Source organism: Yersinia sp. 2545 StPb PI, from assembly GCF_052217125.1.
GTDB classification, from domain to species: Bacteria; Pseudomonadota; Gammaproteobacteria; order Enterobacterales; family Enterobacteriaceae; genus Yersinia; species Yersinia enterocolitica_E.
The window spans coordinates 4,444,056-4,470,319 of record NZ_JAZGPY010000001.1 but is presented as its reverse complement, the minus strand read 5'-3'; the positions used below and the strand labels follow the sequence as shown (position 1 = coordinate 4,470,319).

The following is a 26,264-nucleotide window of genomic DNA, read 5'->3' as shown; positions in this document are numbered from 1 at the left end:
TTTTTAACAAAAAGACAGCAACTGCTATAAAGACAGCCTATAATGGCGCATCACATAGCCGCCGAAATGATCAGCATGAAATACCGTGACTTACGTGACTTCCTCTCGTTGCTGGAACAGAGGGGTGAACTTAAACGTATTAGCCAGCCCATTGATCCCTATCTGGAAATGACAGAAATTGCCGACCGTACCTTACGCGCCGGTGGGCCTGCATTACTGTTTGAAAACCCTAAGGGTTACACAATGCCCGTATTGTGTAACTTGTTTGGTACGGCCAAACGGGTTGCCATGGGCATGGGGCAAGAAGATGTCAGCGCACTGCGAGATGTTGGCAAGTTGTTGGCTTTCCTGAAAGAGCCGGATCCGCCGAAAGGTTTCCGTGATTTATTCGATAAACTGCCGAAATTTAAGCAAGTGTTGAATATGCCAACGAAATGCTTGAGTTCGGCTCCTTGTCAGGAGCAAGTTTGGCAGGGCGATGATGTCGATCTTAGCCGCATTCCAGTTATGCATTGCTGGCCTGAGGATGCAGCTCCGTTAGTATCGTGGGGGCTGACTATTACGCGTGGCCCGCATAAAGAACGGCAAAACCTGGGTATCTACCGCCAACAAGTGTTGGGTAAAAACAGATTAATTATGCGCTGGTTATCCCATCGTGGCGGCGCTTTGGACTATCAAGAGTGGTGTGAAGCACACCCCGGTGAACGTTTCCCCGTCGCCGTCGCCTTGGGCGCAGATCCTGCGACTATTCTGGCTGCGGTAACCCCGGTTCCCGATACGCTGTCTGAATATGCTTTTGCTGGTTTGTTGCGCGGGCATAAAACAGAGGTCGTAAAGTGCCTTTCCAACTCACTTGAAGTTCCTGCGAGTGCAGAAATTGTATTGGAAGGATATATTGAGCAGGGTGATATGGCGCCAGAAGGCCCTTATGGTGATCATACGGGTTATTATAATGAGATAGATAGCTTCCCTGTTTTTACGGTCACACATATTACTCAGCGCAAAGATGCAATTTACCATTCCACTTATACGGGTCGTCCACCGGATGAACCTGCGGTGATGGGGGTTGCGCTGAATGAAGTGTTTGTTCCTATTTTACAAAAGCAATTCCCGGAAATTGTTGATTTCTATCTTCCGCCCGAGGGGTGCTCATACCGGCTGGCTGTTGTAACCATCAAGAAACAATATGCAGGGCATGCTAAACGCGTAATGATGGGGGTTTGGTCGTTTTTACGTCAGTTTATGTATACAAAATTTGTTATTGTTTGTGATGATGATATTAATGCTCGTGATTGGAATGATGTCATTTGGGCAATTACGACCCGAATGGACCCATCCCGCGATACGGTGTTGATTGAAAATACACCAATAGATTATTTGGATTTCGCTTCACCGGTTTCCGGTTTAGGATCGAAAATGGGGCTGGATGCCACCAATAAGTGGCCTGCTGAGACTTCGCGTGAATGGGGGCGTCCAATTAAAATGGATGAAGACGTTCGCGCCCGTATTGATGCTATTTGGGATGAGCTCGCCATTTTCAGTGACAAAGAGACGAAACGCTAACCGGCGTCGATTTTGTCCTTGGTTTTGCATTTGATGACCCGACAGAGGGAAGGCATGACAACTTTAAGCTGTAAAGTAACCTCCGTAGAGGCCATTACCGATACGGTGTACCGGGTGCAATTGGTGCCTGCATCTGCGTTTTCTTTCCGTGCTGGGCAGTATTTGATGGTAGTAATGGACGAGCGTGATAAGCGCCCATTCTCTATGGCATCCACGCCGTTGCAGCAAGACTTTATCGAGCTGCATATCGGGGCGTCGGAACTGAATCTGTACGCCATGGCAGTGATGGACCGTATTCTGAAAGAGAAAACGCTGGATGTGGATATTCCTCACGGAGAAGCATGGTTCCGTGAGGGCAGTGAACGTCCATTGGTCCTGATTGCTGGCGGCACTGGTTTTTCCTATGTGCGTTCAATTTTATTGGCGGCATTAGCCGAGCAACCTGACCGTGAAGTATCTATCTATTGGGGTGGGCGCGAAGCCGTGCATTTATATGATCTAAACGAGCTGGAAGCGCTGTCAATTAAGTATCCACAGTTGAAAGTTATCCCAGTGGTAGAGCAGCCGGAAGATGGGTGGCGTGGCCGCACAGGAACGGTATTGAGTGCTGTATTACAAGACTATGGCTCTCTTGCTGAGCAAGATATCTATATCGCTGGCCGTTTTGAAATGGCTAAAATTGCTCGTGAGCGTTTTTGTGCTGAGCGCGGCGCTCAGGAAGCGCATATCTATGGTGATGCTTTCGCCTTTATCTAATATACCAGTCATATTTGAAGCTGCATCGGTGTTAGCTGCCTTAGTGCAACTTCAATTATTTTGGGTATATTAAAATTTTATCCATATTGTTGTTTGTATCGCGGATAAAAAAAGCCCGCCCCTGACAGGCGGGAAAACGGCAACTAAACACCAGGTACAGCGGTTATAAGGGCCTGTATTCAGGCCCTTAATATTTTTCAGATTAATTCGTTTGGAGGTTATACGCGTTCAAAAATGGTCGCAATGCCTTGGCCTAAACCGATACACATGGTTGCCAAACCGAACTGCACGTCACGGCGTTCCATCAGATTAAGTAAGGTGGTAGAGATACGAGCACCTGAACAACCCAGTGGATGGCCTAATGCAATAGCGCCCCCATTCAGGTTCACTTTGTCATCCATGCTTTCCAGCAGACCCAACCCTTTCATGCAAGCCAGCGACTGAGCTGCAAACGCTTCGTTTAATTCAAATAAACCAATATCTTCCAAGGTTAGCCCGGCACGTTTTAATGCCAATTGGCTAGCGGGCACGGGGCCATAACCCATGGTTGACGGATCGCAACCCACCACGGCCATTGAGCGAATACGGGCTCGCGGTTTTAAACCTAATGATTTAGCTCGGGATTCACTCATGATAAGCATGGCAGAAGCGCCGTCGGATAATGCAGATGATGTTCCGGCAGTCACCGTGCCATTGACCGGATCAAAGGCTGGGCGCAATGCTGCCAAACCTGCGAGATTAGTTTCCGGGCGAATAACTTCATCGAAATCAAAACGTTTCAGGATACCATCAGCATCATGCCCATTGGTGGCGACAATCTCACTGGCAAAATGCCCCGTCTGAGTCGCGGCATAAGCGCGTTGGTGAGAGCGAACAGCAAATTCATCTTGAGATTGGCGGCTGATATTGTAGATTTTTGCCAGCATTTCAGCAGTTAATCCCATCATTCCGGCGGCTTTAGCCACAGTTCGGCCCATACCAGGATGGAAGTCCACACCGTGATTCATTGGCACATGACCCATATGCTCTACGCCACCAATCAAACTGATTTGTGCATCACCCACCATGATGGCTCTGGCACCATCATGTAAAGCTTGCATTGATGAACCACACAGGCGATTAACAGTAACGGCTGGTACGCTATGGGGGATTTCTGCCAGTAAAGAAGCATTGCGAGCGATGTTAAAACCCTGCTCCAATGTCTGCTGCACACAACCCCAATAGATATCGTCAATTTCGGCCGCGTTTAGCCCAGGATTACGGCTCAGAACCTCACGCATTAAGTGAGCGGAGAGATCTTCAGCCCGAACCTGACGGAATGCGCCCCCTTTGGAGCGGCCCATAGGTGTACGGACGGCATCAATAATGACTACATTTTCCATATTTTCAGACCTCATGCCGGTTGACTGGTAGAAACATCAAGCAGCGCTGCTGCCACAGGATAATAGCTTTCGTTGTGTTCAGCTTTGGCTCTCAGCCCTGCGGGGACTTGATACAGCGCGCCAAGGTGAGCATAGCGCTGGGCCATTTCGACATAGTTTGTACTGCCGATAGTATCGAGATAACGGAACACGCCCCCGTGGAAAGGAGGGAAGCCAAGACCATATACCAACGCCATATCACCTTCGGCTGGGCTGGCAATAATGCCTTCTTCCAGGCATCGCACCACTTCATTGATCATCGGTATCATGGTGCGGGCAATAATATCGTCGTCACTGAATTTCTGAATCGGTTGGCTAACTGTTGCCAGCAAGTTATCCACAATTTCGTCATTTTCTTTACGCGGCTTACCTTTTGCATCTTGGGTATAGCGGTAGAAGCCTTGGCCATTTTTTTGGCCAAATCGTTGGTTATCGAACATCACGTCAACCGCATCGCGATAATCTTTGTTCATCCGATCAGGGAAGCCAACGGCCATCACGGCTTGTGCATGGTGTGCGGTATCAATACCCACGACATCTAGCAGATAGGCTGGTCCCATCGGCCAGCCAAACTGTTTTTCCATCACTTTATCAATTTGGCGGAAGTCAGCACCGTCTCTAACCAACATGCCAAAGCCAGCCAGATAAGGGAATAACACGCGGTTAACGAAGAAGCCTGGGCAATCATTAACCACTATTGGTGTTTTACCCATTTGTGTGGCGTATGCCACCACCGCAGCGATGGTTTTATCTGAGGTTTTGCTGCCACGAATGATTTCAACCAACGGCATGCGGTGCACGGGGTTGAAGAAGTGCATACCGCAGAAATTCTCAGGGCGTTTAAGTGATTTTGCGAGTTGGTCGATAGGGATTGTAGAGGTATTAGAAGCAAGTACCGTATCTTCGCCGATCAGTGCTTCAGCCTCTGCCAGCACCGCAGCTTTGATTTTGGGATTTTCCACTACCGCTTCCACAATGACCTGAGCACGCTCAATGCCGGTGTAATCCAGAGTGGGTTGGATAGTCGCTAAAATGTTTGCCATTTTCAGGCCATCCACTTTGCCGCGTTCCAACTGTTTATTCAGTAATTTGGCCGCTTCGTTCATCCCCAGAATCAGGGATTTGTCATTAATATCTTTCATAATGACTGGCACACCTTTCAGTGCTGACTGATAGGCAATCCCACCCCCCATAATCCCGGCGCCCAAAACTGCTGCTTGTTTCGGTGCACTAACACCTTTCGACAGTTTTTTCGCCTGCCCTTTCACAAATTGGTCGTTGAGGAATATCCCAACTAACGCGCGTGCTTCATTGGAACCTGCCAACGGGACAAAACTGTTGGTTTCCAGTTTCAATGCTTCAGCTCGGCCAAGTTTAGCGGCAGCTTCGATGGTTTTTACTGCAACCAGTGGTGCTGGGTAGTGCTTCCCGGCGACTTGCATCACCATGCCTTTAGCAATGGTAAAGCACATGGCCGCTTCAGTTGAATTGAGTTTCAGTGGGTCAAGTTTCGGCTGACGCGCGGCTTTCCAGTTCAGCTTGCCGTCAATCGCCTGTTTCAGCATGATTAGGGCGGCATCGGCCAGTTTTTCGGGGGTGACAACGGCATCAACCAAACCAATTTTTAATGCTTCAGCGGCATTCACATCTTTGCCTGCGGCAATAATTTCTAATGCACTGTCCGCACCTAACAAACGTGGTAACCGCACAGAACCGCCAAAGCCTGGCATGATGCCCAACTTGGTTTCCGGCAGACCGATCCGTGTTTCTGGCGAGGCAACACGGAAATCTGTGGCCAGAATACATTCACAGCCACCACCTAATGCATATCCATTGATCGCAGAAATGGTCGGAACCGGTAAATCTTCCAGACGGTTGAAAATATCATTAGCAAAAACCAACCACTGGTGCAGCTTTTCTGGTGGGGCATTAAACAGGGATAAAAATTCGGTGATATCGGCACCGACGATAAAGGCCGCTTTGGCGGAGCGCAACAGCAACCCTTTGAGTTCGCTTTGTTTCTCTAACACCGTTAGGGCTTCACCCAGATTGGCTACAGTTTTAGTATCCAGCTTATTTACTGAACCCGGTGCATCAAACACCAACTCGGCAATGCCGTTTTCCAACCAGTGAAGCTGTAGTGTTTCGCTTTGGTAGAGCATATCTATCTCCTGAATAAGCGCATGTGATCTGGTATGACCAGATATTCAGGAAGTGTGGATATTTTGTTAACGAATTGCAAATAAGAGATTGATTTTTTGCAGTGAAGATCACAGTCATTCAGATGGGGTAATTGATTTCTATCATATTTATTCGCAGTGGATTAGAGGGGGAAATATTCAGTTTTGGGGGGCGGGTAATGTATTTGATAGGCAGATAAGCGGTCGCTAAAACATGATTCTGGCGACTATGATAAGATGAAAAAAATTAAGTTCTAATAGCAAAGGGTACTGTGATGGAAACGCTGGCTTCTTTATATAACGAACATTTATCCACTCTACAACAGCGCACCCGCGATGTGCTGGAACGCCATCAGTTAGACGCTTTACTGATTCATTCCGGTGAGTTACAACGTATTTTTCTCGATGACCGTGACTATCCTTTTAAAGCCAATGCGCAGTTCAAAGCTTGGGTGCCGGTCACTCAAGTACCAAACTGTTGGTTATGGGTCGATGGGGTTAATACACCAAAATTATGGTTTTATTCCCCAGTTGATTATTGGCACAGTGTTGAGCCATTACCAGATAGCTTCTGGACCAAGGCTATCGATATCCAGCCATTAGCCAATGCAGATGATATTGCCCAGCAATTACCGGTGCAACGGGAGCGTGTGGCCTATATCGGTTATGCCCAACAACGTGCGCAGGCGCTGGGGTTTAGTGCTGAAAACATTAACCCGCAACCAGTATTGGATTACCTGCATTTCTATCGTTCTTATAAAACGGATTATGAACTGGCTTGTATGCGTGAAGCACAAAAGACGGCAGTTGTCGGCCATCGTGCAGCACATGAAGCATTCCAGTCCGGTATGAGTGAGTTCGATATCAATCTGGCCTATCTGATGGCTACCGGTCATCGTGATACTGATGTCCCTTACGATAATATTGTTGCGCTGAATGAACACTCGGCGGTACTTCATTACACCACGTTCGAACATCAGCCTCCGGCAGAAATGCGTAGTTTCTTGATGGATGCCGGTGCGGAATATAACGGTTATGCCGCAGATCTGACTCGCACTTACGCCGCAAACAGTGATAGCGATTTTGCCGCGTTGGTTAATGACCTTAATACCGAGCAGCTTGAACTGATCAAAACCATTAAAAGTGGTGAGCGCTATACCGATTACCATATCCAGATGCACCAGCGCATTGCGAAGTTATTGCGTACGCATCATCTGGTTATCGGTATCAGTGAAGAGGCCATGGTCGAACAAGGCATTACCTGCCCATTCCTGCCGCACGGGTTAGGCCATCCTCTTGGGCTACAAGTGCATGATACTGCTGGTTTTATGCAAGATGATAAAGGCACCCATCTTGGCGCACCATCCAAATATCCTTACTTGCGTTGTACGCGTATTTTACAACCGCGTATGGTACTGACTATTGAGCCGGGTCTGTACTTCATCGAATCTCTGCTGGCACCTTGGCGTAACGGTGAGTTCAGCAAGTATTTCAATTGGGAACGTATTGATGCGCTGAAGCCTTATGGCGGTATTCGTATAGAAGATAATATCGTTATTCACGATAACCGGGTTGAGAACATGACACGTGACCTGAAACTGGCCTGATGCAGCCTTATCTAATCCCTGCAAGTCCGGTGACTATCAGCGAAGAGATCAAAAAAAGTCGTTTTATCACCTTGCTGGCCCATACCAGTGGGGTGAGTGAAGCGAAAGATTTTGTTCAGCAGGTTAAGCAGCAGCATCCCACCGCCCGGCATCATTGCTGGGCTTTTGTTGCCGGCAAGCCGACGGATTCGCAGCAATTAGGTTTTTCTGATGATGGTGAGCCCTCAGGTACTGCGGGTAAACCTATCTTGGCTCAACTGATGGGGAGTGGCATTGGTGAGATAACCGCAGTAGTTGTGCGCTATTATGGTGGCATCAAACTCGGTACTGGTGGGTTAGTAAGGGCTTATGGTAGCGGTGTTCAACAAGCGTTAAAACAGATCGAAGTAAAATATAAAGTCCCACAGGTAGAATATACTTTGCAGTGTGACTATGGGCAGCTTGCCATAGTAGAAACCTTGTTACAGCAGGTTGAAGGCCAGATTATACGGAGTGAGTACGCACAATTCGTAACGCTTCATCTCTCTTTGCCAGCAACTCAAGCCAGTCAGGTTGGGGACAAATTGCGTGATCTCAGTCGTGGTACGTTGCAATTGACGCCCATTTCGCAATAATCCCCATCCAAGTGAATTGCTAAGGAACGTGCCGGAATGCATTTTCGTGCCATAACCCGTATTGTTGGTCTGCTGGTCATCTTATTCTCTGGAACAATGTTTATTCCCGGACTGGTGGCATTGATCTATCGTGATGGTGCCGGCCGTGCCTTCAGCGAAACCTTTTTTGTTGCTCTGGCAATTGGCCTCTTTCTTTGGTTGCCGAACCGAAAACAGAAGCATGAGTTAAAGCCTCGTGAGGGCTTTCTCATCGTGGTTCTGTTCTGGACGGTGCTGGGCAGTGTAGGGGCATTACCTTTCTTATTCTCAGAGCGGCCTAATCTTTCATTAACGGATGCATTCTTTGAATCATTCTCCGGGCTGACTACTACTGGCGCGACCACATTAGTAGGGTTAGATTCACTGCCGAAAGCCATTCTATTTTATCGCCAAATGCTGCAATGGCTCGGCGGTATGGGGATAATCGTGTTAGCGGTGGCTATCCTGCCTATCTTGGGGGTCGGGGGAATGCAGCTCTATCGGGCGGAAATGCCTGGCCCATTGAAAGATAATAAAATGCGGCCCCGCATTGCGGAGACAGCTAAAACCCTGTGGCTTATCTATGTCTTACTGACCATTGCTTGCGCGCTGTCTTTATGGGGGGCAGGGATGTCGGTATTTGATGCAATCTCCCACAGCTTCTCGACAATTGCGATTGGCGGCTTCTCGACCCATGACGCCAGTATCGGTTACTTCAACAGCCCAACTATTAACACCATTATCGCTATCTTCTTGCTGATTTCTGGTTGTAACTTTGGTTTGCACTTCGCGGTATTGAGTGGGCGCAGTTTAAAAGTTTATTGGCGTGACCCTGAATTCCGTATGTTTATCTTTGTCCAATTGACACTGGTCGCCGTGTGTACCTTGGTGCTTTGGTATCATAATGTCTATAAATCCGGTCTGGAGACGATAAATCAGGCATTTTTCCAAGTAGTATCAATGGCTACTACTGCGGGTTTCACCACTGACAGTATTTCAAAATGGCCGTTGTTCCTGCCGATACTCTTATTATGTTCTGCGTTTATTGGTGGTTGTGCGGGCTCAACCGGTGGCGGCCTGAAAGTTATCCGTATTCTGTTGCTCTACCTGCAAGGTTCGCGTGAGTTAAAGCGACTGGTCCACCCGAATGCGGTTTATACCATCAAATTGGGGCGGCGGGCGCTGCCGGAACGAATCCTGGAGGCGGTCTGGGGATTCTTCTCCGCGTATGCTCTGGTATTTATTATTAGCATGCTGGCTATTATCGCGACCGGTGTTGATGAGTTCTCTGCTTTCGCAGCGGTGACTGCGACGCTGAATAACCTTGGCCCTGGTCTGGGGGTGGTAGCTGATAACTTCACGTCGATGAACCCGGCCGCTAAGTGGATATTGGTGATCACCATGCTATTTGGTCGGTTAGAAGTTTTCACCCTGCTGGTTCTATTCACTCCAACATTCTGGCGTGAGTAATTCTGCATAAGGAACATTGCAATGAAAGTTCTGATTCTTTACTCCAGCCGAGATGGCCAAACACAGACTATTGCTTCTTATATAGCTAAACAGTTATCAGCGGCAGCTACCTGTGAAATACAGGACTTATCGCAGGTAGGGCAAATCGATCTGAATCAATACCAGCAAGTCATGATTGGTGCGTCGGTGCGTTATGGGCACTTCAGCCCAGTATTGAGTAAATTCGTCAACAAACACGTTGAACAACTTAATCAGATGCCGAGTGCGTTCTTTGCAGTGAATCTGACAGCACGCAAGCCGGAAAAGCGATCCCCGCAAACCAATTCCTATGTGCGTAAGTTCTTACTCAGTACCCCGTGGCAGCCAACGCTATGTACGGTATTTGCGGGCGCTTTGCGTTATCCCCGTTATCGCTGGATAGACCGGGTGATGATTCAACTTATTATGCGTATGACGGGCGGCGAAACGGATACCAGTAAAGAAGTTGAATATACGGATTGGCAACAGGTAAGCAGTTTTTCTCAGGATTTCTTGGCGCTACAGTACAAAAAATAGCAATAATGCCGTTTATCACGGCAAATCGTTGAAATAAAACGCGGTTGAAAAGTTTTTTCAAATTAGGGGTTGCAGGCTGTCAGGAACTCCCTATAATGCGCCTCCACTGACTGGGAACAACGAAACAGACTTCGCCGGGTCAGGAAGCGAAAAGAATGATTTTGACTTCGAAAGAAACCAAAGAAACTCTTGACTCTTCAGCGGGAAAGCGTATTATCTGCCTCCCGCGTTACCGTAAGATTCGCCGAAAGGCAAACGGGTAACGAACGCTCTTTAACAATTTATCAGACAATCTGTGTGGGCACTCGCAAGACGATATCGAAGCCTGTTTCGGCAGGCAGAAGAAATATCAAAGTCTTGAAGAGTGACCAAAGCAGTACACATTTGAACTTCGGTTCGAATGCATATTTGCAGAAAGTAATCTTTGAGCATCGCTGCTTTTATTAGCAGCAAATCAAACAAATCTTAAATTGAAGAGTTTGATCATGGCTCAGATTGAACGCTGGCGGCAGGCCTAACACATGCAAGTCGAGCGGCAGCGGGAAGTAGTTTACTACTTCGCCGGCGAGCGGCGGACGGGTGAGTAATGTCTGGGAAACTGCCTGATGGAGGGGGATAACTACTGGAAACGGTAGCTAATACCGCATGACCTCGCAAGAGCAAAGTGGGGGACCTTAGGGCCTCACGCCATCGGATGTGCCCAGATGGGATTAGCTAGTAGGTGGGGTAATGGCTCACCTAGGCGACGATCCCTAGCTGGTCTGAGAGGATGACCAGCCACACTGGAACTGAGACACGGTCCAGACTCCTACGGGAGGCAGCAGTGGGGAATATTGCACAATGGGCGCAAGCCTGATGCAGCCATGCCGCGTGTGTGAAGAAGGCCTTCGGGTTGTAAAGCACTTTCAGCGAGGAGGAAGGCAATCGTGTTAATAGCACGGTTGATTGACGTTACTCGCAGAAGAAGCACCGGCTAACTCCGTGCCAGCAGCCGCGGTAATACGGAGGGTGCAAGCGTTAATCGGAATTACTGGGCGTAAAGCGCACGCAGGCGGTTTGTTAAGTCAGATGTGAAATCCCCGCGCTTAACGTGGGAACTGCATTTGAAACTGGCAAGCTAGAGTCTTGTAGAGGGGGGTAGAATTCCAGGTGTAGCGGTGAAATGCGTAGAGATCTGGAGGAATACCGGTGGCGAAGGCGGCCCCCTGGACAAAGACTGACGCTCAGGTGCGAAAGCGTGGGGAGCAAACAGGATTAGATACCCTGGTAGTCCACGCTGTAAACGATGTCGACTTGGAGGTTGTGCCCTTGAGGCGTGGCTTCCGGAGCTAACGCGTTAAGTCGACCGCCTGGGGAGTACGGCCGCAAGGTTAAAACTCAAATGAATTGACGGGGGCCCGCACAAGCGGTGGAGCATGTGGTTTAATTCGATGCAACGCGAAGAACCTTACCTACTCTTGACATCCACAGAACTTAGCAGAGATGCTTCGGTGCCTTCGGGAACTGTGAGACAGGTGCTGCATGGCTGTCGTCAGCTCGTGTTGTGAAATGTTGGGTTAAGTCCCGCAACGAGCGCAACCCTTATCCTTTGTTGCCAGCACGTAATGGTGGGAACTCAAGGGAGACTGCCGGTGATAAACCGGAGGAAGGTGGGGATGACGTCAAGTCATCATGGCCCTTACGAGTAGGGCTACACACGTGCTACAATGGCAGATACAAAGTGAAGCGAACTCGCGAGAGCAAGCGGACCACATAAAGTCTGTCGTAGTCCGGATTGGAGTCTGCAACTCGACTCCATGAAGTCGGAATCGCTAGTAATCGTAGATCAGAATGCTACGGTGAATACGTTCCCGGGCCTTGTACACACCGCCCGTCACACCATGGGAGTGGGTTGCAAAAGAAGTAGGTAGCTTAACCTTCGGGAGGGCGCTTACCACTTTGTGATTCATGACTGGGGTGAAGTCGTAACAAGGTAACCGTAGGGGAACCTGCGGTTGGATCACCTCCTTACCTAACGATACGCATTGCGCAGTGTCCACACAGATTGTCTGATGAATGTAAATGAGCAAGAGCACCTGTTGATGAGGGTGATGATTGTGCAATAAGACCTCGGTATCGAGTTTTTACTGCATCAGTCGTTCGAATGTGTCACCACATTCTCACCTTTACACAAAAATACTGAATCAGTGATTCAGTAGAAATTTTTGTGTCCCCATCGTCTAGAGGCCTAGGACACTGCCCTTTCACGGCTGTAACAGGGGTTCGAATCCCCTTGGGGACGCCACTCCGATAATGTGTGAAAGACATTATCAACTGAATATCTTAAAGATGACTTTAACGAGTCGTGTTTAAGATATTGCTCTTTAACAATCTGGAACAAGCTGAAAATTGAAACATTACAGCCGAAATTTATCTCTCCCTAGATGTACTGAGATAAAGAGTAACCTGTAATAGAGTCTCTCAAATAATCGCAATGCCAATGGGTAATCATTGTTGCAGTGTGAGCGAGAAGACACTCAGCAAGGCGTACAGCGCACAGCAACCGGAGTGAACTTAACGTTCATGAGGATTGCGCGCACTGCACAACATAGCAGAGTGTGTTCACAGCCACACCAATAACGAAAAACACCTTTGGGTTGTGAGGTTAAGCGACTAAGCGTACACGGTGGATGCCTAGGCAGTCAGAGGCGATGAAGGGCGTGCTAATCTGCGAAAAGCGTCGGTAAGCTGATATGAAGCGTTACAACCGACGATACCCGAATGGGGAAACCCAGTGCAATTCGTTGCACTATTGCATGGTGAATACATAGCCATGCAAGGCGAACCGGGGGAACTGAAACATCTAAGTACCCCGAGGAAAAGAAATCAACCGAGATTCCCCCAGTAGCGGCGAGCGAACGGGGAAGAGCCCAGAGTCTGAATCAGTTTGTGTGTTAGTGGAAGCGTCTGGAAAGTCGCACGGTACAGGGTGATAGTCCCGTACACCAAAACACACTTGCTGTGAACTCGATGAGTAGGGCGGGACACGTGACATCCTGTCTGAATATGGGGGGACCATCCTCCAAGGCTAAATACTCCTGACTGACCGATAGTGAACCAGTACCGTGAGGGAAAGGCGAAAAGAACCCCGGCGAGGGGAGTGAAATAGAACCTGAAACCGTGTACGTACAAGCAGTGGGAGCCTACTTTGTTGGGTGACTGCGTACCTTTTGTATAATGGGTCAGCGACTTATATTTTGTAGCAAGGTTAACCGAATAGGGGAGCCGTAGGGAAACCGAGTCTTAACTGGGCGTCTAGTTGCAAGGTATAGACCCGAAACCCGGTGATCTAGCCATGGGCAGGTTGAAGGTTGGGTAACACTAACTGGAGGACCGAACCGACTAATGTTGAAAAATTAGCGGATGACTTGTGGCTGGGGGTGAAAGGCCAATCAAACCGGGAGATAGCTGGTTCTCCCCGAAAGCTATTTAGGTAGCGCCTCGTGAACTCATCTTCGGGGGTAGAGCACTGTTTCGGCTAGGGGGTCATCCCGACTTACCAAACCGATGCAAACTCCGAATACCGAAGAATGTTATCACGGGAGACACACGGCGGGTGCTAACGTCCGTCGTGAAGAGGGAAACAACCCAGACCGCCAGCTAAGGTCCCAAAGTCATGGTTAAGTGGGAAACGATGTGGGAAGGCATAGACAGCCAGGATGTTGGCTTAGAAGCAGCCATCATTTAAAGAAAGCGTAATAGCTCACTGGTCGAGTCGGCCTGCGCGGAAGATGTAACGGGGCTAAACCATGCACCGAAGCTGCGGCAGCGACACTTAGGTGTTGTTGGGTAGGGGAGCGTTCTGTAAGCCGTTGAAGGTGACCTGTGAGGGTTGCTGGAGGTATCAGAAGTGCGAATGCTGACATAAGTAACGATAATGCGGGTGAAAAACCCGCACGCCGGAAGACCAAGGGTTCCTGTCCAACGTTAATCGGGGCAGGGTGAGTCGACCCCTAAGGCGAGGCTGAAAAGCGTAGTCGATGGGAAACAGGTTAATATTCCTGTACTTGGTGTTACTGCGAAGGGGGGACGGAGAAGGCTAGGCTAGCCGGGCGACGGTTGTCCCGGTTTAAGCATATAGGCGGAGCGACTTGGTAAATCCGGTTGCTTATCAACGCTGAGGTGTGATGACGAGCCACTACGGTGGTGAAGTAGTTGATGCCAAGCTTCCAGGAAAAGCCTCTAAGCATCAGGTAACATTAAATCGTACCCCAAACCGACACAGGTGGTCAGGTAGAGAATACTCAGGCGCTTGAGAGAACTCGGGTGAAGGAACTAGGCAAAATGGTGCCGTAACTTCGGGAGAAGGCACGCTGGCATTAGGTAATGGGACTTGCTCCCGGCGCCGAAGCCAGTCGCAGATACCAGCTGGCTGCAACTGTTTAATAAAAACACAGCACTGTGCAAACACGAAAGTGGACGTATACGGTGTGACGCCTGCCCGGTGCTGGAAGGTTAATTGATGGGGTCAGCCGCAAGGCGAAGCTCTTGATCGAAGCCCCAGTAAACGGCGGCCGTAACTATAACGGTCCTAAGGTAGCGAAATTCCTTGTCGGGTAAGTTCCGACCTGCACGAATGGCGTAATGATGGCCAGGCTGTCTCCACCCGAGACTCAGTGAAATTGAACTCGCTGTGAAGATGCAGTGTACCCGCGGCAAGACGGAAAGACCCCGTGAACCTTTACTATAGCTTGACACTGAACATTGAGCCTTGATGTGTAGGATAGGTGGGAGGCATCGAAGTGTGGACGCCAGTCTGCATGGAGCCAACCTTGAAATACCACCCTTTAATGTTTGATGTTCTAACTCGGCCCCGTGATCCGGGGTGAGGACAGTGTCTGGTGGGTAGTTTGACTGGGGCGGTCTCCTCCCAAAGAGTAACGGAGGAGCACGAAGGTTAGCTAATCACGGTCGGACATCGTGAGGTTAGTGCAAAGGCATAAGCTAGCTTGACTGCGAGAGTGACGGCTCGAGCAGGTACGAAAGTAGGTCTTAGTGATCCGGTGGTTCTGAATGGAAGGGCCATCGCTCAACGGATAAAAGGTACTCCGGGGATAACAGGCTGATACCGCCCAAGAGTTCATATCGACGGCGGTGTTTGGCACCTCGATGTCGGCTCATCACATCCTGGGGCTGAAGTAGGTCCCAAGGGTATGGCTGTTCGCCATTTAAAGTGGTACGCGAGCTGGGTTTAGAACGTCGTGAGACAGTTCGGTCCCTATCTGCCGTGGGCGTTGGAAGATTGAGAGGGGCTGCTCCTAGTACGAGAGGACCGGAGTGGACGAATAACTGGTGTTCGGGTTGTCATGCCAATGGCATTGCCCGGTAGCTAAATTCGGAAGAGATAACCGCTGAAAGCATCTAAGCGGGAAACTTGCCTCGAGATGAGTCTTCCCTGGGGCTTTAAGCCCCCTGAAGGAACGTTAAAGACTATGACGTTGATAGGCTGGGTGTGTAAGTGCAGCGATGCATTGAGCTAACCAGTACTAATGATCCGTGAGGCTTAACCTTACAACACCAAAGGTGTTTTAGATTTGAGAGATAGAAATTTTCAGCGAAGTTCCGAGATTGGGCTGGCTGGCTGTGTGGAGACATATAGCGGGTTTAGTTTAGACAGAATTTGCCTGGCGGCCTTAGCGCGGTGGTCCCACCTGATCCCATGCCGAACTCAGAAGTGAAACGCCGTAGCGCCGATGGTAGTGTGGGGTCTCCCCATGCGAGAGTAGGACACTGCCAGGCATCAAATAAAGCCGAGACCCCATGCCAAAAGCGTGGGGTTTTTGCTATGGGCAGAATAGTGAAATAGGTATAAATAGTGACCTTAGAGTGGTTGCGTCGCAGGGCTCATAGTCAGACGAGTCAAATATTGCAGGGGCAGGTGAGTCAAATCCGGCCGTCACAGCGATGAATAAAACAAAAGGCTACCTTGATAGGTGGCTTTTTTTACCTTCAGTTAAAACAAAATACAATATGAGTATTATGATCGGTTAGACTAGCGCCAGAACTAGTTAGAATGAGTATCCAATGTCATGTCGAATCAACATTCCCCGCTAAAACATCTCAATACTTTTGCATTAGCAGCTTATGCGAGCAAAGTAATTAGCGTTAACTCACCTGAAGAATTGATTAATGCTTGGCATGAGTCTGTTTCTAAGCATCAGCCAGTGCTTTTACTTGGCGAAGGCAGCAACGTGCTGTTTATTGAAAACTATTCAGGAACAGTATTACTTAATCGGATTAAGGGTATCACTTCTACTGAGGATGATATTGCCTGGCACCTGCATGTTGGGGCTGGAGAAAATTGGCATCAATTGGTTTGTTATTCATTACTAAATAACATGCCAGGCCTAGAAAATCTGGCGTTAATCCCAGGTTGTGTCGGTTCTGCACCCATTCAGAATATTGGTGCTTATGGTGTTGAGCTGCAAAAGGTATGCGAATACGTTGATTTACTTGATATGGATAAGGGTACAGTGCTACGCCTTTCCGCTAAAGATTGTCAATTTGGCTATCGCGACAGCATTTTTAAGCATCACTATGGTCATGGATTTGCCATCGTAGCCGTAGGCATTAAATTGGTAAAATCATGGATCCCAACATTGGGCTATGGTGATCTAACGCGAATGGATCCATCGACAGTTACAGCAGAAGAGATATTCAACTCAGTTTGTACCATGCGGCGTAGTAAGCTACCCGATCCCGCAGTGACCGGCAATGCAGGCAGTTTTTTTAAGAATCCAGTTGTGGATGCCGCTGTAGCTGAAGAGATTGTAAAGCGCTACCCCAATGCGCCCCATTACCTGCAACCCGATGGGTCTGTTAAGCTGGCTGCTGGTTGGCTTATCGATCAATGTGCGCTTAAGGGATATCAGATTGGCGGTGCGGCGGTGCATCAGCAGCAGGCGCTAGTGTTGATTAACCTAGCAGAAGCGACAGGTCAGGATGTGATAGGCCTTGCCAGTTATATCCGTCAGCAAGTTGCTAAGAGATTTGCAATCTGGTTGGAACCAGAAGTGCGATTTATCGCAAGTAATGGTGAGGTTAATGCTGTGGAGTGTTTGTCGTGAAAGATATTAAAATCCCTTTACGGTTGATTGGCATATTAGCTGATGGTGCTTTCCATTCAGGAGAGCAATTAGGCGAAACCTTTGGGATGAGTCGTGCCGCAATTAACAAGCATATGCAAACTATCAGAGAGTGGGGACTAGATGTCTTTACTGTCCCTGGTAAGGGCTATAGTTTACCTGCACCTATTCAACTGCTTAATGAACAAACAATATTAAATTATCTCCCCGCAGGCCAGGTGGCTATCTTGCCTGTCGTCGACTCGACGAATCAATATTTATTAGACCGCATTACTGAATTGAAGTCTGGCGATGCTTGTGTGGCTGAATACCAACATGCAGGGCGAGGAAGACGGGGACGTCAGTGGATCTCTCCCTTTGGTGCGAATCTCTATTTATCTATGTTCTGGCGGCTGGAGCAAGGCCCTGCTGCTGCAATGGGATTAAGCCTGGTGGTTGGGATTGTTATGGCTGAGGTTCTACGTAAACTCGGAGCTGAGCAGGTTCGTGTAAAATGGCCAAATGACCTGTATTTAAATGATAAAAAACTGGCAGGTATATTGGTAGAACTCACAGGGAAAACAGGAGATGCTGCTCAGTTGGTAATTGGTGCAGGCATTAATTTAACAATGCGTGAATCAACGACTAACGTCATCAGTCAGGATTGGATCAACTTACAGGAAGCGGGTGTTAATATTGATCGTAATAAACTGACGGCTGAACTGTTATCTGAATTACGACTTGCAGTCGTTAAATTTGAAAACGAAGGCTTATCTGCTTTTATTTCTCGTTGGCGAGAAATGGACAATTACCTTGATCGCCCTGTGAAATTGATTATTGGCAATCAAGAGATATTTGGTATTGCTAGAGGTATTGACCAACAAGGTGCATTATTATTAGAGCAAAATGGCAATGTAAAACCTTATATTGGCGGTGAAATATCTCTACGTGGCGTTTAATCTTATAATAGATGGGAGGCTAGAACCTCCCACTTGGCTATTTTCTCAAACGTACACTCTCAACGGCATGGTTGGCACTTTTAGTCATTATTAGACTGGCACGCTCACGCGTTGGTAGTATATTTTGCTTTAAATTCAATCCGTTAATCTCTTTCCATAATTGAGTGGCAATCTTGATTGCCTCTGCTTCAGGCAATTTAGCATAATTATGGAAATAAGAATCAGGATTGGAAAATGCACCCTGTCTAAACTTAAGGAACCTGTTTATATACCAACTTTGAAGTAAATCTTCAGGGGCATCGACATATATAGAGAAGTCTACAAAATCAGAGACAAATACATGGTGCGGATCATGAGGGTAATCCATTCCACTTTGTAGAACATTTAAGCCCTCTAATATGAGAATGTCAGGTTGCTTGATGATCTTATTACCGTCAGGGACAACATCATATATTAAATGAGAATAAACCGGCGCCGTAACATAACCTGTCCCTGATTTTACTTCTGAGACAAACTTCACCAGATTATGCATATCATAGGATTGTGGGAATCCTTTTTTCTTCATCAGCCCGCGCTCATTCAGGACTTTATTGGGATAAAGAAAACCATCTGTTGTAATCAGTTCTACACTGCGATGTTCCGGCCAGCGGCTCAGTAACGCTTGCAGTAAGCGCGCGGTGGTGCTTTTACCGACAGCAACACTGCCTGCAATGCCAATGACATAGGGAATACGCTGGCCATCAGTTCCAAGGAATTGTTCCAGAACCGCCTGTCGCCGCAAATTAGAACTAATATAAAAGTTAAGCAGGCGCGAAAGTGGCAGGTATATCTGTGCCACTTCATCTAATGAAAGGTCTTCGTTAATCCCTTTGAGTTTAACGATTTCTTCTTCTGTTAGTGTCAATGGTACTGAGTCGCGCAAGGCTGCCCACTGAGTACGATCGAACTGTAGATAAGGCGTCGCTAAAGATTGATCTCTTTTTGTCATAAGCCAAATTCTGCCTGTTAACGCAGGTTGGGAAAGGCGCTGGACGCCAACTCCAGATAAGAAACAAGCTGCATATTATAGGCAGCTTGCTTTTTGGCGTAGACATTTTTGTGCTTAGTGAGTGATTTATTTGATGTACGTTGCTATTCCAATCAATTAAGAACACAGATGGTAGGTTCTACCCTTTTTATAGATAACAATCACTGTCATCAACTGGCTATGGCAGTATGTGATTGATTTACTGAAAATAAACGTTTGAAATAGATTGCGGTCGGATGATAGCTGCCATCGGGTGTGCAGGCATAATCCGGAATTTCTCCCATGCAACGATAACCTTGTGCACGGTAAAAAGATTCAGCAGGAGAACCTGCTTGAGTATCGAGATATAGCAATCCACGGCGTAGTTGAACCGCGGTACTCTCCATCGCGAGAATCAATTTGTGCCCAATACCAGTACGACGGCTACGGCTATGCACCAATAATTTCTGCACTTCGGCTCGATTTAAACCATTTGGCTTTTGGCAAAGGTCTAATTGGATAGTTCCAGTAATCCCCATCTCATCGCGTGCTATCCATAATAGTAATGCTCCTTTGGCGATGGCCGGGCGCAGACCATCGTAATAGCTCTCAGCTTCTTTCTGCGACAGAGAGCGGGAGTCATAGCCTACAGATGCCCCATGAGCTACGGCATCAATCAGTAAACTTGCCAGCTCACTGCGATATATAGGCAATGTTGCCGCATTAAGTAAAACTATCTTCATGATAAAACTCCTCAACCGCTGCTGGTCTATGCTTATGTCTATGTTTAAGCAATAAACAAGCCAAATATGAGTAGTGTGATTACCCTCATTGGAGCAATATTTTTTTAGACGAGATGCACTCAATTGGGGCACTCTCCCTTTTTTGAGGCGCAAAACTAAATTTATACTCAGTCAGTGGTACTAAAATTGGTGGCACAATGAGAGGTGAACTCATTTAAGGGGGAATTTTTCATTCATGGCGTTGATTACAAAAGCGGGTGTGCTGGATGTGAAATGAGCTAACTATGGTTAATAATACATCTGGCTTTTAAAAAGTGGCTGTTTTGTGAGCGAAAGGTCGACTTATGCAATTTTTTTGTTGCATCATAAGCTCGCTCTACCTAGAATGCGCTGCACTTGATGCCGGCATAGCTCAGTTGGTAGAGCAACTGACTTGTAATCAGTAGGTCCCGAGTTCGACTCTTGGTGCCGGCACCATTCAAGTACTAAAATTTAGGTGGGGTTCCCGAGCGGCCAAAGGGAGCAGACTGTAAATCTGCCGTCATCGACTTCGAAGGTTCGAATCCTTCCCCCACCACCATATTTACTCTTGAGTCTCAAGCCGATTCAGTGTCATGAATCTAAATGAGTCACTTAAGGGGAAGGTGAAAACCTTCGACGAAGGTTCGAGCCGAGCGTAGCGAGTCAACGACGCGCAGCGGCGGCCCGAAGGGTGAGGAGCGAAGTGACGAATAATCCTTCCCCCACCACCATATTTAACCTTGAGTCTCAGGGTGATTCAGAAGATCGAACTCCTAATACACACTCAAGGCGAGAGCACCGCTCTCGATGAAGAGTGAAGTGGCCAAGCCCTTCCTTTCAAATTTCTGCAGATTAAGTCAGGTAGCCGAGTTCTAAGATGCGGGCATCGTATAATGGCTATTACCTCAGCCTTCCAAGCTGATGATGTGGGTTCGATTCCCACTGCCCGCTCCAAGATGTGCTGATATAGCTCAGTTGGTAGAGCGCACCCTTGGTAAGGGTGAGGTCGGCAGTTCGAATCTGCCTATCAGCACCATTTCTCATTCTCTCGTCCCCTGGTTTTCTTTCTGTGTTATGGATTCAGCAAGCATGCGCTTGGTTGATGTGGTGAAACCACCGATTCCGTGTCTTAGAGGGACAATCGATGTCTAAAGAAAAGTTTGAACGTACAAAACCGCACGTTAATGTGGGTACTATTGGCCACGTTGACCATGGTAAAACTACCCTAACTGCTGCAATCACCACCGTACTGGCTAAAACCTACGGCGGTAGTGCTCGTGCATTCGACCAGATCGACAACGCTCCGGAAGAGAAAGCGCGTGGTATCACCATCAACACGTCACATGTTGAATATGACACCCCGTCGCGCCACTATGCGCACGTTGACTGCCCAGGGCATGCCGACTACGTTAAAAACATGATAACCGGTGCTGCTCAGATGGACGGCGCGATTTTGGTTGTTGCTGCAACTGATGGCCCGATGCCACAGACTCGCGAGCACATCTTGTTAGGTCGTCAGGTTGGTGTTCCTTATATCCTGGTCTTCCTGAACAAGTGTGACATGGTTGACGATGAAGAATTGCTGGAATTGGTAGAAATGGAAGTCCGCGAACTTCTGTCTCAATACGATTTCCCTGGCGACGATACTCCCGTTATCCGTGGTTCAGCGCTGAAAGCGTTAGAAGGCGAGCCAGAATGGGAAGCAAAAATTATTGAATTAGCTGAGGCACTGGATAGCTACATCCCACAGCCTGAGCGTGCAATCGATAGACCATTCCTGCTGCCAATCGAAGACGTATTCTCTATCTCAGGCCGTGGTACAGTTGTCACTGGCCGTGTAGAGCGTGGCATTGTTAAAGTTGGTGAAGAAGTTGAAATCGTTGGTATTATCGATACCATTAGAACAACATGTACTGGCGTTGAAATGTTCCGCAAACTGCTGGACGAAGGCCGCGCGGGTGAGAACGTTGGTGTTCTGCTGCGTGGTACTAAACGTGATGACGTACAGCGTGGTCAGGTATTAGCTAAGCCAGGTTCTATCAAGCCACATACTAAATTCGAATCAGAAGTTTATATTCTGAGCAAAGACGAAGGCGGCCGTCATACTCCGTTCTTCAAAGGTTACCGTCCTCAGTTCTACTTCCGTACAACGGATGTAACCGGTACTATTGAATTGCCAGACGGCGTTGAGATGGTGATGCCAGGTGATAACATTCAAATGATTGTTAACCTGATTGCGCCTATCGCAATGGATGATGGTCTGCGTTTCGCAATTCGTGAAGGCGGCCGTACGGTAGGTGCCGGCGTTGTTGCTAAAGTCATTGAATAAGATTTGACGCGACATGCGATAAAAGGGCATCATTTGATGCCCTTTTTCTACGTTGTCATGCTAGAACCTATCTCATCAGTGGTTTTTTCATCATAATTACTGGTGAGATGGGCTCTGGAAATACGGCGAATAGTGCCGAGTGGTGCCGATTAGAGAGTCTCTAGAGCATCCTTCGGCTTGGTTTGCTTTGCGATGCGAAGCAAAGTTGTTGTTCTGAATCATAGTGACAGGTTGGTTTATGAGTGCGAATACCGAGGCTCCAGGGAGCGGACGCGGCCTGGAAACGGCTAAATGGCTAATCGTTGCTGTATTATTAGTTACAGCTATTGTTGGTAACTATTATTTCCGTGATTACAGCCTGCCGTTGCGTGCGTTGGCAGTTGTAGTAATTATCGCTGTTGCCGGTGCTGTTGCATTGATGACGGCAAAAGGTAAAGCCACTGTAGCGTTTGCTCGTGAAGCACGCACGGAAGTGCGTAAAGTGATTTGGCCTACCCGTCAGGAAACTCTGCATACAACGTTAATCGTTGCTGCGGTAACTGCTGTAATGTCACTGATTCTATGGGGGCTAGATGGTATCCTAGTCCGCCTGGTATCATTTATTACTGGCCTGAGGTTCTAAGATGTCTGAAGCACCAAAAAAGCGTTGGTACGTCGTTCAGGCGTTTTCCGGTTTTGAAGGCCGCGTAGCTCAATCGCTGCGTGAGCATATCAAGTTACATGACATGGAAGAGCTGTTTGGCGAAGTCATGGTTCCAACGGAAGAAGTCGTCGAAATTCGTGGTGGTCAACGTCGTAAAAGTGAACGCAAATTCTTCCCAGGCTATGTACTGGTCCAGATGGTGATGAACGATGCCAGCTGGCACTTAGTGCGTAGCGTGCCACGTGTAATGGGCTTTATCGGTGGTACATCCGATCGCCCTGCACCAATCAGTGATAAAGAAGTTGATGCGATTATGAATCGTCTTCAACAAGTGGGTGATAAACCACGTCCTAAAACACTGTTTGAACCAGGTGAACTGGTGCGTGTCAGCGATGGTCCATTTGCCGACTTTAACGGTGTTGTTGAAGAAGTGGACTACGAGAAGAGCCGCCTGAAAGTATCTGTTTCTATCTTTGGCCGTGCAACACCGGTCGAGCTGGATTTCAGTCAGGTAGAAAAAGGCTGATTCATTTTTCAGCAGTGATTGAAATTTGAGTCTTGTCTTAGGCGCGAAATTAAAATATAATTTCGCGCCTTTTGTTTTTAGATGTCTTGCTTTTTGTCATCAGTGGCAACTTATTTCATCGTAAATAATAGCGAGACAAAACACGGGGAGCCTCGAACGCGAGGCGATACTACCCAAATCGAGGAAATCGTAAATGGCTAAGAAAGTACAAGCCTATGTCAAGCTGCAAGTAGCAGCTGGTATGGCGAACCCAAGTCCACCAGTTGGTCCAGCTTTGGGTCAGCAGGGTGTTAACATCATGGAATTCTGTAAAGCGTTCAATGCTAAGACTGAAAGCATTGAAAAAGGCCTGCCGATCCCTGTTGTTATTACTGTTTATTCTGATCGCTCTTTCACTTTCGTTACTAAAACCCCGCCAGCAGCAGTTCTGCTGAAAAAAGCGGCAGGTATTAAGTCTGGTTCTGGCAAGCCGAACAAAGACAAAGTAGGGACTGTGACCGGTGCTCAGGTCCGTGAAATCGCAGAAACCAAAGCTGCGGATATGACTGGTGCTTCAATTGACGACATGATGCGTTCAATCGAAGGTACTGCTCGTTCCATGGGCCTGGTAGTGGAGGGTTAATAAATGGCTAAGCTGACCAAGCGCATGCGCGTGATCCGTGACAAAGTTGATGTGACTAAGCAATACGATATCAACGAAGCTGTTGCCCTGCTGAAAGAGCTGGCTACTGCTAAATTCGTAGAAAGTGTAGACGTTGCCGTTAACCTCGGTATCGACGCACGTAAATCTGACCAGAACGTTCGTGGTGCAACTGTGTTGCCACATGGTACTGGCCGTTCAGTACGCGTTGCTGTTTTCGCTCAGGGTGCAAACGCTGAAGCTGCGAAAGAAGCAGGCGCTGAATTGGTAGGTATGGAAGATCTGGCTGATATGATCAAGAAAGGCGAAATGAACTTCGACGTTGTTATTGCTTCCCCAGATGCAATGCGCGTTGTAGGTCAATTGGGCCAAATCTTGGGTCCACGTGGCCTGATGCCTAACCCTAAAGTGGGTACTGTTACTCCTAACGTTGCTGAAGCAGTTAAGAATGCTAAAGCAGGTCAGGTTCGTTATCGCAACGACAAAAACGGTATTATCCACACTACCATTGGTAAAGTTGATTTCGACTCAGATAAGTTGAGAGAAAACTTAGAATCTCTGGTTGTTGCGCTGAAGCGTGCTAAACCTGCTACAGCGAAAGGCGTTTATATCAAGAAAATCAGCCTCTCCACCACCATGGGTGCTGGCGTTGCAATCGATCAAAGCGGTCTGTCAGCAGTAGTGATCTAATCACGAATTGATTTTATCGCTTTACGTGGGCGTAAGGTTTGTCTAGAATCTTACGCCCATGCTTCTGTTGATGGGGTTACTTATCAGCAGAACACCAGAATTTTCGGTTGGAGCTTGGCCTTATCCAAGCCTCCGTCCAAGACCGCAGGTGTGTCGTAAGACACTTAATTTCCTGCGTAGACGGTGACAGAACCTAAAGCATTTTTTTCTTTCCTATAAAGAATTGTCCTTGCTGAATTCTGCTCACCGTGTTTCAACGCCCGTTCATTGCATTTTGTAGTGGATTGGGTGACGTGAGTTCCGGGGAATTACTCTCCGGTTAATCCAGGAGCAAGAACTAATGGCACTAAATCTTCAAGGCAAACAAGCGATTGTTGCTGAAGTTAAAGAAGTAGCCAAAGGTGCGCTGTCTGCGGTTGTTGCGGATTCTCGTGGCGTTACCGTTGACAAAATGACTGAACTGCGTAAAGCAGGTCGTGAAGCTGGCGTTCACATGCAAGTTGTTCGTAACACCTTGCTGTGCCGCATTGTTGAAGGCACTCAATTCGAATGCCTGAAAGACACGTTTGTTGGTCCAACCTTGATCGCATTCTCTTCTGAACACCCGGGCGCAGCTGCTCGTCTGTTCAAAGCATTTGCTAAAGATAATGCAAAATTTGAGGTTAAAGCAGCAGCCTTTGAAGGCGAGTTAATCCCTGCGGCTCAGATCGACCGCCTGGCAACTCTGCCAACCTACGAAGAAGCAATCGCACGTCTGATGGGAACCATGAAAGAAGCCGCTGCTGGCAAATTGGTTCGTACTCTGGCTGCGCTGCGTGATCAGAAAGAAGCTGAAGCGGCTTAATCGCCCTCACTTTTGTCAGTCACTGCTTTTTAACGTATAAACTATTTCTGTATTTTAGGAACACTTGTTATGTCAACTATCACTAAAGACCAAATTCTGGAAGGCGTTGCAGCTCTGTCTGTAATGGAAATCGTTGAACTGATCTCTGCTATGGAAGAGAAATTCGGCGTTTCAGCTGCTGCTGTTGCTGCAGGTCCTGCTGCTGCTGCTGAAGCTGTAGAAGAACAAACTGAATTCAACGTTGTTCTGGCTTCATTCGGCGACAACAAAGTTGCAGTAATCAAAGCTGTTCGCGGCGCAACTGGCCTGGGCTTGAAAGAAGCTAAAGATCTGGTTGAGTCTGCACCTGCAGTTCTGAAAGAAGGCGTGAACAAAGACGAAGCTGAGTCTCTGAAAAAATCTCTGGAAGAAGCTGGTGCTTCTGTTGAGATCAAGTAAGTTTAGCTTTGAGTTCGCAGCCTAACTTATAGGCTGATGGCTGGTGACTTTTTAGTCATCAGCCTTTTTGCGCTGTAGGGCGTTAGTCGCATTTCACACTGTTTAGCGGCTGACTAACCCCCCAATATTCCTTTCTAT

19 protein-coding genes, 5 tRNA genes, 3 rRNA genes and 1 other RNA gene are annotated in these 26,264 nt (G+C 47.8%); 24 read left to right on the top strand and 4 right to left on the bottom strand.

Annotated elements, in window-relative coordinates; genetic code table 11:
• The first annotated feature begins 66 nt into the window (after positions 1-66).
• Positions 67-1,563, top strand: a complete 1,497-nt coding sequence (gene ubiD, locus V1955_RS20740; protein WP_083164017.1) for a 4-hydroxy-3-polyprenylbenzoate decarboxylase — start codon at positions 67-69, stop codon at positions 1,561-1,563.
• A 54-nt stretch (positions 1,564-1,617) separates the two neighbouring features.
• Complete coding sequence (gene fre / locus V1955_RS20735) at positions 1,618-2,319, top strand: NAD(P)H-flavin reductase (protein ID WP_083162022.1); 702 nt, start codon at positions 1,618-1,620, stop codon at positions 2,317-2,319.
• A gap of 218 nt (positions 2,320-2,537) precedes the next feature.
• On the opposite strand, the gene fadA is transcribed toward fre, so the two are convergent.
• Both fadA and fadB read right to left on the bottom strand, forming a co-directional pair.
• The gene (gene fadA / locus V1955_RS20730) at positions 2,538-3,701 is read right to left on the bottom strand and encodes an acetyl-CoA C-acyltransferase FadA (protein WP_372569738.1); all 1,164 of its coding nucleotides are present in this window, start codon (positions 3,699-3,701) and stop codon (positions 2,538-2,540) included.
• An 11-nt stretch (positions 3,702-3,712) separates the two neighbouring features.
• Positions 3,713-5,902, bottom strand: coding sequence for a fatty acid oxidation complex subunit alpha FadB (gene fadB, locus V1955_RS20725; RefSeq protein ID WP_372569737.1), 2,190 nt, complete (start codon positions 5,900-5,902; stop codon positions 3,713-3,715).
• A 293-nt stretch (positions 5,903-6,195) separates the two neighbouring features.
• Between fadB and pepQ the strand changes: the two genes are divergently transcribed.
• The 10 genes from pepQ (at position 6,196) to birA (ending at position 18,246) form a co-directional block, all read left to right on the top strand.
• Positions 6,196-7,527, top strand: coding sequence for a Xaa-Pro dipeptidase (gene pepQ / locus V1955_RS20720; protein ID WP_442821354.1), 1,332 nt, complete (start codon positions 6,196-6,198; stop codon positions 7,525-7,527).
• A complete protein-coding gene (locus tag V1955_RS20715) occupies positions 7,527-8,141 on the top strand; it encodes an IMPACT family protein (protein WP_083162030.1) in 615 nt (204 codons plus the stop codon). Before pepQ ends, V1955_RS20715 begins: the two co-directional genes overlap by 1 nt.
• Positions 8,142-8,177: 36 nt before the next feature.
• Positions 8,178-9,629 (top strand): Trk system potassium transporter TrkH, encoded by a 1,452-nt coding sequence (trkH, locus tag V1955_RS20710; RefSeq protein WP_083162032.1) that lies wholly within the window; start codon positions 8,178-8,180, stop codon positions 9,627-9,629.
• Positions 9,630-9,650: 21 nt separating this feature from the next.
• On the top strand, positions 9,651-10,184 hold the full coding sequence (hemG, locus tag V1955_RS20705) for a menaquinone-dependent protoporphyrinogen IX dehydrogenase (RefSeq protein WP_442821353.1): 534 nt from the start codon (positions 9,651-9,653) through the stop codon (positions 10,182-10,184).
• A gap of 467 nt (positions 10,185-10,651) precedes the next feature.
• Positions 10,652-12,194 (top strand): 16S ribosomal RNA (locus V1955_RS20700).
• 198 nt (positions 12,195-12,392) lie between these two features.
• Positions 12,393-12,468: transfer RNA gene (locus tag V1955_RS20695), tRNA-Glu, on the top strand.
• A 358-nt stretch (positions 12,469-12,826) separates the two neighbouring features.
• Positions 12,827-15,734 (top strand): 23S ribosomal RNA (locus V1955_RS20690).
• Between the two features lie 112 nt (positions 15,735-15,846).
• A 5S ribosomal RNA gene (gene rrf / locus V1955_RS20685) occupies positions 15,847-15,962 on the top strand.
• The 16S, 23S and 5S rRNA genes sit together here with 1 tRNA gene alongside, the layout of an rRNA operon.
• Positions 15,963-16,252: 290 nt before the next feature.
• Positions 16,253-17,290: a UDP-N-acetylmuramate dehydrogenase gene (gene murB / locus V1955_RS20680; RefSeq protein WP_083162036.1), complete on the top strand. Its 1,038-nt coding sequence runs from the start codon at positions 16,253-16,255 to the stop codon at positions 17,288-17,290.
• The gene (gene birA / locus V1955_RS20675) at positions 17,287-18,246 is read left to right on the top strand and encodes a bifunctional biotin--[acetyl-CoA-carboxylase] ligase/biotin operon repressor BirA (protein WP_083162038.1); all 960 of its coding nucleotides are present in this window, start codon (positions 17,287-17,289) and stop codon (positions 18,244-18,246) included. Before murB ends, birA begins: the two co-directional genes overlap by 4 nt.
• A 37-nt stretch (positions 18,247-18,283) precedes the next feature.
• Here birA and coaA read toward each other — a convergent pair whose 3' ends face one another.
• Both coaA and V1955_RS20665 read right to left on the bottom strand, forming a co-directional pair.
• On the bottom strand, positions 18,284-19,234 hold the full coding sequence (coaA, locus tag V1955_RS20670; RefSeq protein ID WP_083162041.1) for a type I pantothenate kinase: 951 nt from the start codon (positions 19,232-19,234) through the stop codon (positions 18,284-18,286).
• Between the two features lie 209 nt (positions 19,235-19,443).
• Positions 19,444-19,995 (bottom strand): GNAT family N-acetyltransferase, encoded by a 552-nt coding sequence (locus V1955_RS20665; protein WP_083162043.1) that lies wholly within the window; start codon positions 19,993-19,995, stop codon positions 19,444-19,446.
• Positions 19,996-20,396: 401 nt separating this feature from the next.
• Between V1955_RS20665 and V1955_RS20660 the strand changes: the two genes are divergently transcribed.
• The 12 genes from V1955_RS20660 to rplL all read left to right on the top strand — a co-directional run bounded on the left by V1955_RS20660 (position 20,397) and on the right by rplL (position 26,126).
• Positions 20,397-20,472, top strand: a tRNA-Thr gene (locus tag V1955_RS20660).
• Positions 20,473-20,490: 18 nt separating this feature from the next.
• Positions 20,491-20,575, top strand: a tRNA-Tyr gene (locus V1955_RS20655).
• A gap of 44 nt (positions 20,576-20,619) precedes the next feature.
• Positions 20,620-20,747: non-coding RNA, RtT sRNA (locus tag V1955_RS20650), on the top strand.
• 148 nt (positions 20,748-20,895) lie between these two features.
• Positions 20,896-20,970 (top strand) — tRNA-Gly (locus tag V1955_RS20645).
• Between the two features lie 6 nt (positions 20,971-20,976).
• Positions 20,977-21,052 (top strand) — tRNA-Thr (locus V1955_RS20640).
• 108 nt (positions 21,053-21,160) lie between these two features.
• Positions 21,161-22,345 (top strand): elongation factor Tu, encoded by a 1,185-nt coding sequence (gene tuf, locus V1955_RS20635; RefSeq protein ID WP_042568960.1) that lies wholly within the window; start codon positions 21,161-21,163, stop codon positions 22,343-22,345.
• A 238-nt stretch (positions 22,346-22,583) separates the two neighbouring features.
• Positions 22,584-22,967 carry a preprotein translocase subunit SecE gene (secE, locus tag V1955_RS20630; RefSeq protein WP_005192343.1) on the top strand — a complete coding sequence of 128 codons (384 nt, stop codon included), beginning with the start codon at positions 22,584-22,586 and terminating at the stop codon, positions 22,965-22,967.
• Position 22,968: 1 nt separating this feature from the next.
• Positions 22,969-23,514: a transcription termination/antitermination protein NusG gene (nusG, locus tag V1955_RS20625; protein WP_002210671.1), complete on the top strand. Its 546-nt coding sequence runs from the start codon at positions 22,969-22,971 to the stop codon at positions 23,512-23,514.
• A gap of 193 nt (positions 23,515-23,707) precedes the next feature.
• Positions 23,708-24,136 (top strand): 50S ribosomal protein L11, encoded by a 429-nt coding sequence (gene rplK, locus V1955_RS20620; protein ID WP_004712403.1) that lies wholly within the window; start codon positions 23,708-23,710, stop codon positions 24,134-24,136.
• Positions 24,137-24,139: 3 nt separating this feature from the next.
• Positions 24,140-24,844 carry a 50S ribosomal protein L1 gene (rplA, locus tag V1955_RS20615; RefSeq protein ID WP_049614735.1) on the top strand — a complete coding sequence of 235 codons (705 nt, stop codon included), beginning with the start codon at positions 24,140-24,142 and terminating at the stop codon, positions 24,842-24,844.
• Positions 24,845-25,184: 340 nt separating this feature from the next.
• Positions 25,185-25,688: a 50S ribosomal protein L10 gene (gene rplJ, locus V1955_RS20610; RefSeq protein WP_083162045.1), complete on the top strand. Its 504-nt coding sequence runs from the start codon at positions 25,185-25,187 to the stop codon at positions 25,686-25,688.
• Between the two features lie 69 nt (positions 25,689-25,757).
• On the top strand, positions 25,758-26,126 hold the full coding sequence (rplL, locus tag V1955_RS20605; RefSeq protein WP_004876762.1) for a 50S ribosomal protein L7/L12: 369 nt from the start codon (positions 25,758-25,760) through the stop codon (positions 26,124-26,126).
• The last annotated feature ends 138 nt before the right edge of the window (positions 26,127-26,264 follow it).

What these genes read in the sequence shown, in the direction of transcription:
- V1955_RS20665 (WP_083162043.1), bottom strand. Translation starts at nt 19,995, where the DNA reads ATGAAGATAGTTTTACTTAATGCGGCAACATTGCCTATATATCGCAGT.
- tuf (WP_042568960.1), top strand. Translation starts at nt 21,161, where the DNA reads ATGTCTAAAGAAAAGTTTGAACGTACAAAACCGCACGTTAATGTGGGT.
- hemG (WP_442821353.1), top strand. Translation starts at nt 9,651, where the DNA reads ATGAAAGTTCTGATTCTTTACTCCAGCCGAGATGGCCAAACACAGACT.
- trkH (WP_083162032.1), top strand. Translation starts at nt 8,178, where the DNA reads ATGCATTTTCGTGCCATAACCCGTATTGTTGGTCTGCTGGTCATCTTA.
- murB (WP_083162036.1), top strand. Translation starts at nt 16,253, where the DNA reads ATGTCGAATCAACATTCCCCGCTAAAACATCTCAATACTTTTGCATTA.
- fadB (WP_372569737.1), bottom strand. Translation starts at nt 5,902, where the DNA reads ATGCTCTACCAAAGCGAAACACTACAGCTTCACTGGTTGGAAAACGGC.
- coaA (WP_083162041.1), bottom strand. Translation starts at nt 19,234, where the DNA reads ATGACAAAAAGAGATCAATCTTTAGCGACGCCTTATCTACAGTTCGAT.
- pepQ (WP_442821354.1), top strand. Translation starts at nt 6,196, where the DNA reads ATGGAAACGCTGGCTTCTTTATATAACGAACATTTATCCACTCTACAA.
- fre (WP_083162022.1), top strand. Translation starts at nt 1,618, where the DNA reads ATGACAACTTTAAGCTGTAAAGTAACCTCCGTAGAGGCCATTACCGAT.
- nusG (WP_002210671.1), top strand. Translation starts at nt 22,969, where the DNA reads ATGTCTGAAGCACCAAAAAAGCGTTGGTACGTCGTTCAGGCGTTTTCC.
- ubiD (WP_083164017.1), top strand. Translation starts at nt 67, where the DNA reads ATGATCAGCATGAAATACCGTGACTTACGTGACTTCCTCTCGTTGCTG.
- rplK (WP_004712403.1), top strand. Translation starts at nt 23,708, where the DNA reads ATGGCTAAGAAAGTACAAGCCTATGTCAAGCTGCAAGTAGCAGCTGGT.
- fadA (WP_372569738.1), bottom strand. Translation starts at nt 3,701, where the DNA reads ATGGAAAATGTAGTCATTATTGATGCCGTCCGTACACCTATGGGCCGC.
- rplJ (WP_083162045.1), top strand. Translation starts at nt 25,185, where the DNA reads ATGGCACTAAATCTTCAAGGCAAACAAGCGATTGTTGCTGAAGTTAAA.
- rplA (WP_049614735.1), top strand. Translation starts at nt 24,140, where the DNA reads ATGGCTAAGCTGACCAAGCGCATGCGCGTGATCCGTGACAAAGTTGAT.
- rplL (WP_004876762.1), top strand. Translation starts at nt 25,758, where the DNA reads ATGTCAACTATCACTAAAGACCAAATTCTGGAAGGCGTTGCAGCTCTG.
- secE (WP_005192343.1), top strand. Translation starts at nt 22,584, where the DNA reads ATGAGTGCGAATACCGAGGCTCCAGGGAGCGGACGCGGCCTGGAAACG.
- V1955_RS20715 (WP_083162030.1), top strand. Translation starts at nt 7,527, where the DNA reads ATGCAGCCTTATCTAATCCCTGCAAGTCCGGTGACTATCAGCGAAGAG.